Origin of the sequence: Halorientalis pallida (assembly GCF_004118325.1) — an archaeon.
Taxonomy (GTDB): domain Archaea; phylum Halobacteriota; class Halobacteria; order Halobacteriales; family Haloarculaceae; genus Halorientalis; species Halorientalis pallida.
Genome location: NZ_RDFA01000001.1, coordinates 579,197 through 594,291, shown reverse-complemented (window position 1 = coordinate 594,291; position 15,095 = coordinate 579,197). Strand labels below are relative to the sequence as shown.

General features: G+C 68.9%; 17 protein-coding genes. 8 read left to right on the top strand and 9 right to left on the bottom strand.

Going from position 1 to position 15,095, the window contains the following annotated elements; translation table 11 throughout:
• A partial coding sequence (locus tag EAF64_RS03220) for a DUF6114 domain-containing protein (protein ID WP_193767555.1) occupies window positions 1-1,248 on the top strand: 1,248 nt, incomplete at its 5' end.
• Between the two features lie 4 nt (window positions 1,249-1,252).
• Here the strand turns inward: EAF64_RS03220 and EAF64_RS03215 are convergent.
• The 3 genes from EAF64_RS03215 to EAF64_RS03205 all read right to left on the bottom strand — a co-directional run bounded on the left by EAF64_RS03215 (window position 1,253) and on the right by EAF64_RS03205 (window position 4,054).
• Complete coding sequence (locus EAF64_RS03215; RefSeq protein ID WP_129067519.1) at window positions 1,253-2,128, bottom strand: homoserine kinase; 876 nt, start codon at window positions 2,126-2,128, stop codon at window positions 1,253-1,255.
• Between the two features lie 66 nt (window positions 2,129-2,194).
• A complete protein-coding gene (locus EAF64_RS03210; protein WP_129067518.1) occupies window positions 2,195-3,082 on the bottom strand; it encodes an alpha/beta fold hydrolase in 888 nt (295 codons plus the stop codon).
• 48 nt (window positions 3,083-3,130) lie between these two features.
• Window positions 3,131-4,054 (bottom strand): hypothetical protein, encoded by a 924-nt coding sequence (locus EAF64_RS03205; protein WP_129067517.1) that lies wholly within the window; start codon window positions 4,052-4,054, stop codon window positions 3,131-3,133.
• Between the two features lie 103 nt (window positions 4,055-4,157).
• Between EAF64_RS03205 and EAF64_RS03200 the strand changes: the two genes are divergently transcribed.
• The 4 genes from EAF64_RS03200 to EAF64_RS03185 all read left to right on the top strand — a co-directional run bounded on the left by EAF64_RS03200 (window position 4,158) and on the right by EAF64_RS03185 (window position 6,684).
• A complete protein-coding gene (locus EAF64_RS03200; RefSeq protein WP_129067516.1) occupies window positions 4,158-4,481 on the top strand; it encodes an MTH1187 family thiamine-binding protein in 324 nt (107 codons plus the stop codon).
• Window positions 4,482-4,505: 24 nt separating this feature from the next.
• Window positions 4,506-5,438 carry a methenyltetrahydromethanopterin cyclohydrolase gene (mch, locus tag EAF64_RS03195; RefSeq protein ID WP_129067515.1) on the top strand — a complete coding sequence of 311 codons (933 nt, stop codon included), beginning with the start codon at window positions 4,506-4,508 and terminating at the stop codon, window positions 5,436-5,438.
• Window positions 5,438-5,920 carry a hypothetical protein gene (locus EAF64_RS03190; RefSeq protein ID WP_129067514.1) on the top strand — a complete coding sequence of 161 codons (483 nt, stop codon included), beginning with the start codon at window positions 5,438-5,440 and terminating at the stop codon, window positions 5,918-5,920. Before mch ends, EAF64_RS03190 begins: the two co-directional genes overlap by 1 nt.
• Window positions 5,921-6,003: 83 nt before the next feature.
• On the top strand, window positions 6,004-6,684 hold the full coding sequence (locus EAF64_RS03185; protein WP_129067513.1) for an HAD family hydrolase: 681 nt from the start codon (window positions 6,004-6,006) through the stop codon (window positions 6,682-6,684).
• Window positions 6,685-6,835: 151 nt separating this feature from the next.
• On the opposite strand, the gene EAF64_RS20765 is transcribed toward EAF64_RS03185, so the two are convergent.
• The 3 genes from EAF64_RS20765 to EAF64_RS03175 all read right to left on the bottom strand — a co-directional run bounded on the left by EAF64_RS20765 (window position 6,836) and on the right by EAF64_RS03175 (window position 9,396).
• Window positions 6,836-6,979, bottom strand: coding sequence for a hypothetical protein (locus EAF64_RS20765; protein ID WP_193767554.1), 144 nt, complete (start codon window positions 6,977-6,979; stop codon window positions 6,836-6,838).
• A gap of 5 nt (window positions 6,980-6,984) precedes the next feature.
• Entirely contained in the window at window positions 6,985-8,625 is a 1,641-nt protein-coding gene (locus tag EAF64_RS03180) for a GTPBP1 family GTP-binding protein (protein ID WP_129067512.1), read from the bottom strand.
• 96 nt (window positions 8,626-8,721) lie between these two features.
• Window positions 8,722-9,396, bottom strand: coding sequence for a phosphoglycolate phosphatase (locus EAF64_RS03175; protein WP_129067511.1), 675 nt, complete (start codon window positions 9,394-9,396; stop codon window positions 8,722-8,724).
• An 88-nt stretch (window positions 9,397-9,484) separates the two neighbouring features.
• Here EAF64_RS03175 and EAF64_RS03170 point away from each other — a divergent pair, with 88 nt between their 5' ends.
• Window positions 9,485-10,363 (top strand): MBL fold metallo-hydrolase, encoded by an 879-nt coding sequence (locus tag EAF64_RS03170; protein WP_129067510.1) that lies wholly within the window; start codon window positions 9,485-9,487, stop codon window positions 10,361-10,363.
• On the opposite strand, the gene EAF64_RS03165 is transcribed toward EAF64_RS03170, so the two are convergent.
• Window positions 10,364-10,903, bottom strand: coding sequence for a J domain-containing protein (locus EAF64_RS03165; RefSeq protein ID WP_129067509.1), 540 nt, complete (start codon window positions 10,901-10,903; stop codon window positions 10,364-10,366). It lies immediately after the preceding gene.
• Window positions 10,904-11,016: 113 nt separating this feature from the next.
• Between EAF64_RS03165 and EAF64_RS03160 the strand changes: the two genes are divergently transcribed.
• Window positions 11,017-11,217: a hypothetical protein gene (locus EAF64_RS03160; RefSeq protein WP_129067508.1), complete on the top strand. Its 201-nt coding sequence runs from the start codon at window positions 11,017-11,019 to the stop codon at window positions 11,215-11,217.
• On the opposite strand, the gene EAF64_RS03155 is transcribed toward EAF64_RS03160, so the two are convergent.
• Window positions 11,205-13,235, bottom strand: a complete 2,031-nt coding sequence (locus EAF64_RS03155) for a PAS domain S-box protein (RefSeq protein WP_129067507.1) — start codon at window positions 13,233-13,235, stop codon at window positions 11,205-11,207. The two genes, EAF64_RS03160 and EAF64_RS03155, sit on opposite strands and share 13 nt — an antisense overlap.
• A 157-nt stretch (window positions 13,236-13,392) precedes the next feature.
• Here EAF64_RS03155 and EAF64_RS03150 point away from each other — a divergent pair, with 157 nt between their 5' ends.
• Window positions 13,393-14,238, top strand: a complete 846-nt coding sequence (locus EAF64_RS03150; RefSeq protein WP_129067506.1) for a hypothetical protein — start codon at window positions 13,393-13,395, stop codon at window positions 14,236-14,238.
• Here EAF64_RS03150 and pyrF read toward each other — a convergent pair whose 3' ends face one another.
• Complete coding sequence (gene pyrF, locus EAF64_RS03145; RefSeq protein ID WP_129067505.1) at window positions 14,239-15,036, bottom strand: orotidine-5'-phosphate decarboxylase; 798 nt, start codon at window positions 15,034-15,036, stop codon at window positions 14,239-14,241.
• Between the last annotated feature and the right edge of the window lie 59 nt (window positions 15,037-15,095).

Below are 15,095 nucleotides of genomic sequence, written 5' to 3'. Positions count from 1 at the left end.
CTCTCGCGGACGATCAACGACTTCACGAACACGGTGATCATGTTCTCGCGGCGGTCGAAACTCACGCAGAAACTGCTGGTGCCGCTGTTGACCCGCGGCGCGCTCACCGTCACCGCCGGGAGCATGGGGCTGGTCTACGGGACCGTCCTCGGCGTCGCCCTCCTCGCGCTGGGTGCGGCCGGCGTCGGCCCGGACCTCGGCCTCGCGGGACTGGTCGCGCTGGTCGTCTACGGCCAGGTGCTGGGCAACGGCTACGGCCTGATGATGGAGAGAGTCGACGCGACAACGTTCGTCCCCGGCGAGGAGGTCCGGGCGGGCGTCGTCGCGTCGCTCGGTGCCGGCCTGCTCAGCGGGCTCTTCGTCGCCCTCGCGATCGGACTCGACCTGTTCGCGGGGCTGGCGTCGGTGCTGGGCGCGACGGGTATCTCGACCGGCTTCGGCATCTGGATGGCCATGTCGGTCGTGCTGGGACTGGCCTTCGTCGCCTACGTCTCGCGGACGATCAACGACTTCACGAACACGGTGATCATGTTCTCGCGGCGGTCGAAACTCACCCAGAAGTTGCTGGTGCCCCTGCTGACCCGGGCCGCACTCGCTGTCACTGCCGGGAGCATGGGCCTCGGATTCGGCCTGCTGGTCGGCGTCGCTTTCTACGGTGGGTCCGTGCTCGGCGTCCTCCCGGCGACGGGGCCGCTGATCGTCGTCGCGTTCGTCCTCTACGGCCAACTCCTCGGGACCGGCTACGGGCTGATCCTGGGCGACGTGGACTTCGGCCTCCCCTCCTTCGGCGGCGACGAACGGGTCGTCGAGGAGGACGCACAGCTAGGGGCCCAGCCGGGTGCGTTCGCACGGTGGCGGTCCCGGCGTCCCTTCGCCGGCGGCACGTTGCTGGTGCTGGGTGGCATGATCATCGCCGCCATCCCGATCCGGCTCCAGATGATCCCCGCGACCCAGGGGCCGTCCTACTCGGCGCTGGGTATCGTCTTCGCGGCCATGGTCGTCGCCTGTGGCGTGTTCGCCATCGTGAAGCCCCAGCTCTCGACGCTGATCGGCGTCACCGGCATCGCCATGTCCATCCTCTCGTTGATCGGCGCGTTCGGCGGCCTCGTCATCGGAATGCTGGTCGGCATCGTCGGCGGCAGTCTCTGTGTCGCCTGGCAGGAACCCGGGACGGAGGAGGCACCCGAGGCCACCACCGGCGAGGAGCGCTTCCGCTGGATCAACGAGAGCGAACGACAGCGCTGGTAGAATTTTAAAACAGCGTCGCGCCGCGACCGATCTCGGTCTGGTAGACGCGGGCCTCGACGCCGACGGAGTTGAACCGGTCGATCATGGCCGTCCCGACCGACCGGCGGTTACCCTCCTCGCACGCGGCGATCACGGTCGGCCCCGCGCCGCTGATCGTGACCCCGGTCGCGCCGGCGTCGAGGGCGGCGTCCCGGACCTGGCTGTACCCGTCGATCAATTCGGCACGGGCGGGCGTGACGACGGTGTCGTTCATGCCCTCGCCCACGAGATGGGGGTCGTCACGGTGCATCCCCGTGGTCAGCGTGGCGGCCCAGCCGACGGTCTCCACTAACTGGTCGACCCGGGCCGACTCGGGGACGACCCGGCGGGCGTCCCGGGTGGAGACGACGATGTCCGGGAGGCAAGCCACCAGCGGGATGTCGGCGTCGACCTTCGTGACGCCGTCGTCTGTGGCGATGGTGAACCCGCCCATGATCGACGGGGCGACGTTGTCGTCGTGGGCGTCACCCGAGACGACGGCTTCCCCTTTGGCGGCGATGGGAACCAGTTCCTCGCGGCTGTGGCCCCGGTCGTACAGTTCGTTCAGTCCGACGGCGGCCGCGGCGGCGCTTGCGGCCGACGAACCCAGGCCCGAGGCCGGGCGCACCCCCTTGTCGATCTCGATGTGGGCGGGGGCGTCGAGGGCGTCGGCGACGGCCCCGACGGTGTTCTTGTCGGGGTCTTCGGGGATGTACTGGCTACCGACGCCGGTGACCTCGATGCTGATCTCGTCGGCCTTCTCGACACGAACCACGTCCGCCGGGCGGTCCAGCGCGACCCCGAAGACGTCGAAGCCACTCCCGAGGTTCGCGCTCGTGGCCGGCGCCCGGACGGTGAGCATGCACGTGGCTTCCGTCAGGGCCGGCAAAAAGGTAGCGGACTCCGGGTTTTTCGCCGTGTCACACCGTCACGAACTGCAGAACTCGAGGACTGCCTCGGCGACCACGTCCGGCCGTTCCCGGTGCACGAAGTGCCCGGCGTCCCGGATTCGGACGACGCGGGCGTCGGCCGCGAACGCGTCGGCCGCGTCCGCGAACAGGTCGGTCCCGATACAGCCGTCGTCGGCCCCGGAGAGCACCAGTCCGGGGACCTCGATGGGCGGCGCGTCGTCGGGGTCGGGCCGGCCGTTCCGGAACAGATCGGACACCAAGGGATTGACGAACTGGCGGTAGTACTGCAGGGCCGCGTCGGCGGTGCCGTCGGCCCGGAAGGTCTCTTTGACTGACTCGATGCGCTCGTCTGGGTAGTCCCACCCCGGACTCCAGAGGTTCCAGAGGACGTCGATCATGGCGAAGTCCTCGCGCCGGAGCGTCCGCTCGGCGAGGCCGGGCAACTGGAAGAACCAGACGTACCAGCTCCGGAGGAACTGCCGGGGGTGATTCCAGATCTCGGCACCGAACCGCGGCGGGACCGCCATCGTCGCCATCGCCGAGAACCGGTCGGGGTCGAGCCGGGCCGCGCTGTAGCCCGCCACCGCGCCCCAGTCGTGCCCCACGAGGACCGCGTCGTCGTAGCCCTCGTCCTCGACCAGCTGGTCGGCCAGTGCGACCGCGTCGGCCCCCAGCGCGCGAGCACTGTAATCACTATCGGGTGCCTCGCCGGTCGGGCCGTAGCCGCGCATGTACGGCGCGACGGCGGTGAAGCCGGCGTCGGCGAGTCGTTCGGCCAGCGGGTCCATCGACCCGGCGTCGTCGGGGAACCCGTGGAGACAGAGCGCCAGCCGGTCGCCGTCACCGTGTTCGCGCACGGCGAAGTCGAGTCCGTTCGCCTCGACGGTCCGCTCGTCGTCGATCATACTCGGGCGGTCGCAGGCGGGCCACTTACCGGCACCGGGACGTGCTGATCACTGCCCCTGGTTCGACCCGGCGCCACCGAACGCCTGCCCGGTCGCGCTGACGGTCACGACCCGCCCGTCCTGTGCGGCCGAGAGGTCGGTCGCGTCCACGAACAGGTCGCTGTCCCGTGCCCACTGCTCGACCGCGTCGACGTTCGCGTCGCCCTCGCTCCCGAAGACGTGTGCGCTCTTGATCTCCTGGGTACCGCCGTCGAACCGGCCGCTGATGGCCCATCCGACGACGTTCTCGAAGTCGCCGGCGAAGAAGGCGATCAACCCACCGGTGCCGCCGATAGCGATCACCGCGTCGTCGTAGACGTGTTCGTCCAGCGTCGAGTAGTCGTCGTCGTTCTCGGCGTAGCGGCTCCCGTCACCGGCCTTCGTGTCGACGATGGTCTCGATCGCGCTCTGCCGGTCGTACCCTTCGGCGTCCCGGGCAGTCGCGTACACCGCCGCACCGTCCTCGACACCGACGGTCCGCTGCTCGCCCGCGTACAGGGTGTAGCCGCTGTAACTGCCGTCCTCGCTGAACCCGTTGTCCTCCAGTGACGAACCCACGTCGCTCTGCTCGAAACTCCCCGTCGTGTGTCCGCCGACGGCGAGGATCGCCAGGTTCGCGTCCGTGCTGTCGAAGCCGACACCCATCTGCTCGAACGGGAACGAGTCGGTGTCGTCCTCGTAGGTCGCGGTGCCGTTCTCGAGGTTGTCCTCGTTGTCCCGGAGGAGCTTGTAGTCGCTGTACGTGAACACGTACCCCTCGTCGGTCCCCGGCACGTCGCCCGGCGCGAACAGGGCGTCGTTGTACGCGAGCGTCTTTCCGCCCCCACCGAGAAACGGAATCGAACTACAGCCCGCGACACTCCCGACCGCACCGACACTCGCCGTCGCCGCACCGAGCCGCAACGCCTTCCGCCGTGTGAATTCCGATGGCATGTCACCACGCTCACACCGGACCGTCATAGTACTTTCCCAGCTGTCTGACACGTGATGCCGGTCGACGCTCGGGTTTTTGTCCGTCCCGCCCGCAGCTCGTCACATGACAGTCGTCGGATTCCTGAGCGTCGCACCGGTGATCGAGGGGAGCATGGCCGAAGAAGTCGCGGAGGCCGTCGACGCGCTGGAGGACTTCGACGTGGCCTACGAGACCACGCCGATGGGGACGACTATCGAGGCCGACGAGATCGGCGAGCTGTTCGCGGCCGCACAGGCCGCCCACGAGGCCGTCGACGCCGACCGGGTGAGTACCGTCCTGAAGATCGACGACAAGCGCACTCGCGAGGGATCGGCCGAGGAGAAAGTCGCGGGCGTCGAAGACGCCCTCGGCCGACCGGCCCGGAACGACCGGGACCCGGACGTCTAAAGGGGGCCGCACCGAAGCGGGGGTATGGAGAGCCTGAACCGGATGGCCACGGATCTCGTCGACGAGGCCATCGACTTCGCCGACGAGTTGAACGTCGCCGTCGCCCGCCTCGACAACGAGGCAGTGGTACTGGACTTCGGGGTGGAGATTCCCGGCGGCCTGGAGGCCGGTCTCTTGCTCACGGAGATCGCGACCGCCGGCCTCTCGACGGTCTCGACGACCGTCGACACCGTGGCGGGCGCGCCGCTGACCCACGTCGAACTGTCGACCGATCACCCGGCGCTGGCACTGCTCTGTGCCCAGAAGGCCGGCTGGGAACTCTCGCTCGACGATTTCGAGGGACTCGGCGGCGGCCCGGCCCGCGCGCTGGTCGCCGAGGAGGACGTGTTCCAGCGGGTCGGCTACCGCGACGAGTTCGACTTCGCCGTGTTGGCCGTCGAGGGTGACCAGGTGCCCGACGAATCGGTCGCCGAGCACGTGGCCGAGGTCGCGGGCGTCCCCGAAAGCGGCGTCTTCCTGCCGGCCTTCTCCAGCGCCAGCATCACGGGCAGCGTCACGATGGCCGCTCGCGCCGCCGAACTCGCCGTCTTCCGCCTCTCGGAACTCGGCTACGATCCGCTGGACGTCCTCTCGGTGTCGGCGACCGCACCAGTCGCACCCGTCGGCGACGACGAGGAGACTGCCATCGCCCGTACCAACGACGCGCTGGCCTACGGCGGCCGCGCCCACCTCGTCGTCGACCGCGCGTTCGACCGCTTCGACGAGGTCCCCTCCAGCGCGGCCGCGGAGTACGACCGCCCCTTCGCCGAGATCTTCGACGACGCCGACTGGGACTTCTACGACGTGCCCGCGTCCGTCTTCGCGCCCGCACAGGTCACCGTCGACGTGGTCGGCGGCCCCACGCACGTCCTGGGCGAACCCGACCACGACCTGCTGGCCGAGAGCTTCGACCTCTGATGCGGTTCAAGGTCGCCCCCGAACCCGTCGATTCAGACCTGCTCGCGGCTGTCAACGGTGCGATCCCGCTCGTCCCCGGGTCCGTCGACGACTGCTGTGCGCGCATTCAGAATCGGACCGGCGTGGGCGTCCGCGAGGACGCGGAGGCCTGGCTCACGTTCTGTCGCGCCCTGCGGTTGGCGACCGAGACCGACCGGGGCTACGAGCGACAGCGCCGCGAGTACACCGACGAGACGGTCGCCGACGCGTTCGCCGAGCGGGTGTTCGGCGTGGCCGAACTCCGCGACGCGCTCGACGCGGCCGGGGAACCGCTGTCGGCCGAAGCCGCCTTCGACGCGATCCGGGACGTCGTGCCGACCTGGGAGCGCAACCGCCACGGCGACTGGGTGGCTGTCTGGACCGAGCGGACGCGCCGCCTGCTCGACTGGGGCGTCGTGTTCGGCCGTGTCGAGCGGAGCGACGACGGGTATCGGTCGGTCTGAACCGCCGACGGGTCCGTCCGGACCGACCGGCAGGTCTCGTCACGGGGGAACCCTTTACCCGCCGGACTCCGAACGGAGAATCGATGGACGATCGGCCGCCCGACGCCGTGTTTCTGGACCTCGACGGGACGCTCTGTGAGTACCGGCGCTCCCGCGAGGAACTGCTCGCGGCCGCGTTCGACGAACTCGGCGTCGAGCCCTTTTTCACCACCGCCGAGTACCGCGACAAACTCTTCTTGCAGGTCGTCACCGACGAGACCCGGGCCGAACGCCGCGAGATGGCCTTCGCCACCCTCGCCGAGGAGTCGGGTCGCGACCCCGCGGTCGGCCGTCGACTCGCCGCCCTCTACGCCTCGATGCGGGACCACGGCGACGTGGAACCGCTCCCGGGCGCACTGTCGGCGCTTGCCTCGCTCGGCGAGACCTACGACCTCGCGCTGGTCGCCAACGGTGGCCCCGAGACCCAGGACCCGAAACTCGACGCGCTCGGCATCCGGGACGCCTTCGACGTGATCGTCTACGGCGGCTACGACACCGCGCCCAAACCCGAACCCGGCCCGTTCCACGAGGCGCTGTACGCGCTCGACGCCGCGCCCCGGCGCGCCGTCCACGTCGGCGACACCGTCCACAAAGACGTGCGTGGGGCCGACGGTGCGGGCATCCAGGCCGCACTACTGACCGACGGCACCGAATCGACCACGACACCGGACTACGTCATCGACTCGATGGCCGACCTCGAAGACCCGCCGTGGGAAGAAAACTGAATTCAGCGCCGAGTACGGCGGCCGAACGCCTCGGGAACGCGGAAACGAAGGTATTGCGGGCGACGCTGGGGGAGTGATCAGTCCGCTGGACTCAGCTGTCGGAATCGGCCCGGCTCCGTTGCTGTGTTTCGTGGTGCCGTGCGGACTCGATCTATGCGTTTACGAGTTTGTCGACCTGTCGACCCCAGTCGTCGTCCGGACGTGTCCGGACGTACTCGGCCCACTGTTTGACCTGCCGGAGGTGCTCGGCGTCGTTGCGGGCGTGTTTCCGCTCGAGTTCGTCTCGGTCACTCATCGTTCTCACTCCACCGGCGTCACGTCGGTCACGGTCCCGACGCCCTTCGAACTCCCCTCGCGGAAGACGAACCGCTGGCCCTCCTCGACGTAGTAGGGGTGGAACTTGAAGCGGACGCGAGCCTCGCCGGAGTCGCCGGGCAGGAGCTGGCCGCCCTCGGGGTAGAACGCGGCGGCCTCGCTGACGGTCTCGATGTGGACGACCGGTTCGTAGCCGTCGCCGATCCGAGTCGGGTGATTCAGGACCATCACTTCGGCCTCGAACTCCCGGACCGGCGTCGGGTCGGTCTCTCGCGGGAGCAGGACCATCCCGCGGTCGATGTCGACCTCCGCGATGCCTTTCAGCGCGATGCCGACGATGCGGCCGGCCTGGGCCTCGTCGACGCGGTGGTAGTGCATCTCGATGGACCGGACCTCGACCTCGCGGAAGGAACCGTCCTGCATCGGGCCGATCAGGAGTTCGTCGCCGGCCTCCACAGTACCGGATCTGATGGTCCCGGAGGCGACCGCGCCGACGCCGGTGACGTTGTACGTGCGGTCGACGTACATGGTGAACGCCTCGTCGGTGCGGTCACTGCCGGCGGTCTTGGGCAGGCGCTCGAACAGTTCGTCCAGCTGGTCGAGCCCGTCCATCGTGACCGCGCTCGTCGTAAGGACGGGCACGACGGTCTCGCTGATCTCCTCCAGCGCCGCGTCGACGCCGTGGCGTTCGACGCGCAGGGGTGTCTTCCCGACCTCGCGGAGCAGGCGCTCGACCTCGCGTTCGACCTCGCGCAATCGTTCGTCGTCGACGAGGTCCGCCTTCGTGATGGCGACCATCGTGGGGAGGTCGGTCGCCAGCAGGATGCCCAGGTGTTCGCGGGTGGTCTTGGTGGGTCCGTCGTCGGCAGCGACGGTGAGGAGTCCGTAGTCGAGTTTCTGCCCGACCAGGCCGCGGATCGTCGTCCGGAGCCAGGGCTCGTGGCCCACGGTGTCGACGAAGCTCACGAGGCGGTCGGCCTCCTCGACGACGCGGGCGCGATCGGATTTGCGATGCGGATTGTCCATCCGAACCGGGCCGTCGTCGTCGAAGCCGTAGACGCCGTAGGACAGATCCGCCGAGAGGCCGCGTTCGACCTCGTGGGGTTGCACGTCGAGGAACGAGCGGGTACCACCCTCGCCGTCGTCGGCGTCGCCGGTGACGAGCGATCCGACGAGGGTGCTCTTGCCGTGGTCGACGTGGCCGGCGGTCCCGACGACGATGTGCTCGTCGTCTCCCATGACCGCGCCCTCGCGGACGGTGGCGACGCCGACGATGCCGTCCGTCCCCGAGGACCCCTTCGTGGCGGTGTCGCCGTCGACGCCCCACGTCTCCACGTCGTCGATGTGTGCGCCGGCCTCCTCGGCCAGCAGGGAGAGGACGTCCATCGACTCGGAGAAGGTTTCCGGCTCGATGCCTGCCAGGCCGCCGTCGTCGGTGACGCCGACGACGTAGGTGGCCTCCCCGTCCCCCGAGAGGACGCGGTGGCGTAGCTGTGCCGCGAGGCTCTCGAACCGTCCCTCCGTCGCGTGGAGGTCTTTCGTGAGCCGCTCTTTGAACTCGACGCTGCCGCCCTCCTGTTCGCCGCGCTCGATGGCGCGTTCGAGGACGGCCCGGTCGGGGCTCATACGTGCCGGGTTAGGAGACCATTATTAAAAGCTTTCTCGGAATGTGTGTGCCGTTAGCACAGGACGTATAAATAGGGGTCGGGATCTCCCCCGCAATCACTCCGTCTCGATCCGGTCGACGGCTTCGAGGAAGCCGTCGGCGTAGCTGGCCTCGGTCACTTCGTCGGCCGCCGCGAGCGCGCTGTCGTCGGCGTTGGCGACGGCGAACGACCGGCCGGCGGTCTCGAAGGTCGCCACGTCGTTCTCGGAGTCCCCGACTGCGACGAACTCGGCAGGGTCGCGCTCGAGCGTGTGTGCGACGGCTTCCAGTCCCTTGCCCTTGTCCACTTCGGGTGTCTTGACGTGGTAGGCGAAACCGGTGTCGACGACTTCGAGGCCGTGGTCGGCGGCGATCCGTTCCAGTGGATCGAGGGGCTGGTCGAGGGCGACGGCGATCTCGGTCTCGCGCCAGCGGTTGACGAAGTCCGGTTCGTCCCAGCCCAGGCCGAAGCCGGCTTCCTCGTACGCCTCGGCGACGGCCCACGCGCTGTCGGGGTCACCGGTGAAGACGATCTCCTCGCCCGCGACGGCGACGACGCCCCCGTTCTCGGCGATCACGGTGATCGGGATCCCGAGGAACTCACAGAGGGCCACGGGGTAGGGGAAGGCCTTCCCGGTCGCCACGACGACGTGGTCGTCCCACTCCTGCAGGACGCTCATCACACGCGGGTCGACGGCTCGGCTCGGCCCCGTCAGCGTCCCGTCGATGTCGACGGCCAGCGGCGGGGTCACGGTGCCGCCCTCCCGGTCGTCTCGCTCGGTTGCATGCTATCGAGTTATGGCTCGTATATGATAAGTGACCGCGGTCCCACTCGTGGGTATGGACGCTCCATCCGTCGACGGCTGTCCCGACGTCTACCTCGTGGACAACGAACTGTTCGGTACCCCGCAGATGCTCGCGACCTACCTGCTCGACGCCGCCGAACCGGCGATCCTCGACGCCGGCACGGTCACGGGTGCCGAGCGCATCCTCGACGCCATGGACGCCGTAGGCATCGACCCCGCGGCGGTCGAGACCATCCTCGTCAGTCACGTCCACCTCGACCACGCCGCCGGGACCGCCCGACTACTGGAGGCCTGCGAGAACGCGACTGCCGTCGTCCACGAACGCGGCCTCCCGTACCTCACCGACGCCGAGCGACTGGACCGGCTGGTCGAGAGCGTCGAGGCCGCCATCGGCATGGAAGCCCCCTACGGCGACCCCGAACTGGTCCCCGCGGACCGCTGTCGATCCGTCGCCGGCGGCGAAGTCCTCGACCTCGGGGATCGCCAACTGGAGATCTACGACGCGCCCGGGCACGCACCGCATCACTACGTCGCGCTCGAACCCGACAGCGGGACGCTGTTCGGTGCCGACGCCGTCGGCGCGTTCGACCCGCGTTCGGACACGGTCGCGCCGACGACGCCGCCGCCGAGTTTCGATCTAGAAGCGAACCTCGACACGGTCGACCGCCTGCTCGATCTGGAGCCGTCCCGGACGCTGTACAGCCACTTCGGCCCCGGCGTGCCCGGCGAAGCCACTGCGGAGTTGCACGCTTACGCGGACGTCCTGCCGGCGTTCGTCGAGACGGTGAAACGGGTCAGAGCGGAGACCGACGACGATCTGGACGCGATGGTCGAGGAACTGCGCCCGGAGTGGCAGAGCCCGACGCTCCGCCGGGACGTGGTCGGCGTCTGCCGGTACCTCGACGAGCAGTGATCAGGTGAGGCGTTCGTACGCCCTGTTGACCTTCTTGAACCGCTCCTCGTCGCCGCCGTCCGTGTCCGGGTGGACCTCCTTGACCTTCTGTCGGTAGGCCCGCTTGACATCGGACTCGTCGGCGTCCGTGTCCAGCCCGAGGATCCGGTAGGCTTCGCTCCGGCTGGGACCGTCGGTGGCCGAAGGTGGTCGACGGCGCTGTCGTTGTCGTTGCCCTTGCTGGCCTGCACGCTGTCGACCCTGTCCGCCACGGCCGCCCGGCGCGGTCCACTCCTCGCGCGGTCCCGCGCCGAATCCGCCGGTCTCACGGGTCCGCGTGCGTCCTCTCGCGCCGTTCTGTCTCGCCCGATCCTCGACCGACTGGTAGATCCTGGAGGCGAGACGGCCACTGGCCTGGTACCACATGAAGTAAGCGGCGGCACCCAGACCGGCTGCTACTGCGAGGATCGCGAGGTTGTAGACGAACGCGAGGACGGTCAGCACGACTGCACACCCCGCCAGCGCGACCGCGATGCCCGTGATGAGCCGGTCGTGATCCACGACCGTCAGTTGGACCCCCACCCCCGTAAGCCTCTCGACTGCGGCCCTGACTGCCGTCGGCGTGCCTCAGGGCGCGCGGAGGATTCAAACGCCTGGCCGTGCTAGTGGCTCCCATGAGCGTCTCCGGCAACTGCGAAATCTGTGTCACGGGCGAGGTCCGGCACACCTGCTCGCGGTGTGCCCAACTGGTCTGTGACGAGCACTTCGACGAGGAGACCGGCCTCTGTGTCGAGTGTCTGACCGACGTGGGCGGGCGGCAGCGCGAGCGCCAGCCACGGAGTGCCCCCGACGGCGTGGACACCTACCGGTTCTGACGCTCCCCGTCCCGATCCGAACAGGGGTCCGCCCGCTGCAGTTCGAAGGTGACGACGCTGCCCGTCGGCGTGCCGTCGGTGCAGGTGACGACGCCATCGGACAGCCGGACGGTGTGATACACCAGCCAGAGCCCCAGGCCGCTCCCGTGTGAGAGGGGTTCGATGTCGGCGTCCCCCGTCAGGATCGGCCGCTCGTTCTCGGGAATCCCGGGGCCGTCGTCCTCGATGGCGACGGCGACGGTCTCCTCGCGAGGGTCGACGGTGACCTCGACCGTCGCCGACCCGTCGGTGTGGACGACGCTGTTCTCGACGAGTTCGTACAGACCCCGCTGGAGTTCGTCGATCCCGACGACCGTCACGTCCGCGGGGCAGGTCACCGTGATCCGACTGTCGGGGTGGTTACGTCGGACGCGCGTCGCGACCGACTCGATCGTCGCCGCGAGATCGATCCGCTTGCGGCGCGGGTGAGACGTCAGGAGCGTGACGATCCGTCGTTCTTTCTCCGCGAGGTCCGTGAGCTGCTGGCTCGCGTCGACGATCCGGTCGCCGATCACCGCCTCGTCGACGTCGCCGCCGTCCCCGACGAGCAGTTCCGCCGAGCCGACGATCACGCCGATCTTGTTCCGGAGGTTGTGACGCAACACGCGACTGAGCGTCTGGAGGTGACGCTCACGATCTTTGAGCGCCGTGATGTCCGTCTGGATGGCGACGAACTCCTCGACGGACCCGTCCTCACCGGTCAGCGGGGTGATCTTCTGTCGGGCGACGTACCGCGTCCCGTTGCGGCGCTCGTTGACGATCTCCTCGTCCCACTCCTCGCCGGCAAGCAACGTCTCCCACTGCCTTGCGAAGTAGTCCTCTGACATCTCCCCGGAGTTCAGGATGGTCGGCGTCGCGCCGACCGCTTCCGCCGCCGGGTACCCCGTGATCTCCTCGAACGCCGGGTTCACGTACTCGATCGTCCCCTGGGGATCGGTGATGAACACCGCGTACCCGGCGTGTTCGACGGCGCGTTTGAACTCCCGGAGCGACTGCTCGCGCTCGCGGCGTTCGTGCTCGAACCGCGCGAGCGAGCGACTCATCTCGTCGAACCCGGCTTCGATCTGCTGCCACTCCTCGCCGCCCCGCACGTCGATCTCCGTCCCGTACTCCCTGTTTTCGAGGCGGGTGAACCCCTCCAGAAGGCGCTCGACCTGGTGGAGGTTCCGCCGGTAGACCCACCAGCCGAAGCCGCCGATCGCGAACACCACCGCGAGAATGCTCCCGACCTGCAGGTACGTCACGGCCCTGATCGTCGACTGGACGGTGCGCTGGCTCGACTGGACGCTCACCGTCCAGCCCGTGTCACCGATGCTGGCGTTCCTGACGACGGTCGTAGCTCCCCGCTGGGGCGGCTCCGAGTACACCACTCTCCCCGACTGTGCGTAGATCGTCAGGCCGTCCTCGCGTCCCAGCGAGGCCGTCACGCCGTCCGCGAACCACGACTCGGGCACGTGGTACGCCCCGTTGAGCGTTCCCACCACCGTCCCGTTGTGTCGGATCGGGGTGCTGACGGTCACGATGTCGTTGCCCGACTCGGCACTGATGGGCTCGCTCAGGTACGTCTCGCCCGCCATCGCCCGCTGGAAGTAGATCCGGTCGCCGAAATCCGACCCGATCAGCGCCGCCCGCTCGGCCGGCGTCAGGTCCGACACGATGCTGGTCATCGTCCCGTTGCGGGCGATCACCGACGCCCCGGAGAACTGCGTCTCCGCCACCAGACGCCGGAGTGTCGCTCGCTGTGCGTCGGTTCCGTGGCGGCCGAGGGCCGGCGTCGCCGCGACCAACCGGACCGTCTGTCGGCGGCCCGAGAACTGCGACGCGAGCTCGGACCCGACGTGGACCGCCGTCCGGGTCGCGTCCTCCCGGCTCTCCGCCGAGAGCGTCGCCTTGTACTCCTGAAATCCGACGAAGATCGCCCCGGTGAGAACCGCCGTCACGAACAGCAAGACGAGGAAAAATACGTAGCGAGTTTTCATACGTTCTCGGCCTGATGATTCGGGTTGTCGACAGGCGGTGAAATACTCACGGATATCGTGCCACTCTCCCGTCGGAATCGGGGGTCTGAGCCAGTCTCGCCGGCCGCTCCCCAGACCGATCGTAACGCTTTCTATCCGCTCCGTTGTCACGTTCGATGTGACCCGCAGTCGAACCGCCGGGCGACCGTGGCTGACCCGTGTCGTCCTCGCGGCCGTGCTCGGAATGTACGGCGGCTCCGTCGTCGTCCTGCGCTTCGTCGCGCTCACCGACAGGATCGCACCGGCCGCGGCGGCGCTCGCGCCCGCCGGACTCGCGGTCGTCGGCGTCGCCGTCGTCGCGGTGACCGTCCCGAACCTCGCCGTCGTGCTGGCCCGGACGAGACTCCACTACGCGCTGTTCTCGGTTCCGGCTGCCGTCTTCCTGGCTCACGGCTGGGTGGAGTACGTCACCGTCGGTCCCGAATTGCCCGTCACCGTGAGGACGCTGGTGCTCGGACTGATCGCCTTCGCCCTCGCGGGAGTCGCCGTCCTGATCGACAACCGGGCACTGGCCGACCGGATCGCGGCGGGCCAGGAGCCAGCGGCCTCGTGGCGCGCGCGCCCCTCTCGTCGTGTGGCCCGTCGCCAGTTGTCCCTGTACGTCCTCGCCGGCGCTCCAATCGTCGCCGGATCTGCCGTGGGCCTCCTCACCCTCGACGCGGCCTTCCTGGTCGTCGGGACGGCACTTTCGGGGATACTCACGTCCTGGCTCAACGCGACCACCCAGGCCCGCACGTACGAGGCCTACCCCGACGGACTGGTGATCGATCCCGACAACTTTCCGAAACCCGTCCCGTGGTCTCGCCTGTCGGGGTACAGTCGCACCGACGACACCCTCGTCCTCCACCGCCGATGCAGGGGGCCGATCCGCTGTTCCCGCGGTGAGATAGACGACCTCGACGCCGTCGTCCGCGTGCTAAATCGCCACCTCTCAGCGCGCGACACGGCAGGGGACCGCCCGTAGTCACCGGAACTGGTTGAGCTGCTGTTTCAACTGCCTCGCTGCCTGCCCGCTGGCTCTGTGGAACTCCTCGCCCTGGTCTTCACCAGCGAATATAATCCCGCGCGAGGAGTTGACCAGACCCACCCCCTCGGCCAGCCCGTGCTCCACCGCGGCCTCGGCGTCACCGCCCTGGGCACCCACGCCGGGCACGAGGAAGGGGAGGTCGGGGACGACCTCGCGGATCTCCGCCAGTTCTTCGGGCTGGGTCGCGCCGACGACGAGGCCGACGTTGCCGTTGCGGTTCCAGGTGTCGGCCAGCGCGGCCACGCGCTCGTAGACGGGTTCGCCCGAGGCGAGTTCGAGGTTCTGGATGTCTGCCCCCCCGGGGTTGGAGGTGCGACAGAGCAGGAAGACGCCCGCCTCTTCCCGTTCGAGGAACGGCTCCAGCGAGTCCCGGCCCATGTAGGGGTTGGCGGTGATGGCGTCCGCGCGGTCGAGCAGGTCGGCGTACTGCCGGGCGGTGTTACCGATGTCGCCCCGTTTCGCGTCGAGCAGGACGGGGACGTCTTTGCCGTGGGCGTAGGCGATGGTCTCTTCGAGCGCGCGCCAGCCGTCGGGGTCCTCGTAGAACGCCGCGTTGGGCTTGTAGCAGGCGGCGTGCTCGTGCGTGGCGTCGATGATCCGGCGGTTGAACGCCCACCGCGGGAGGTCACGGTCCAGCAGGTGGTCGGGGAGCCGGTCCATGTCGGGGTCGAGGCCGACGGAGACGACGCTGTCGACCGCGTCGATGCGGTCGGCCAGCCGGTCGAAGAAGGTCATTACCGGGCGCTGGCCCGGCACTCACTACAAGGTTCCTATTGGCCACTCGCCGCCCCGCG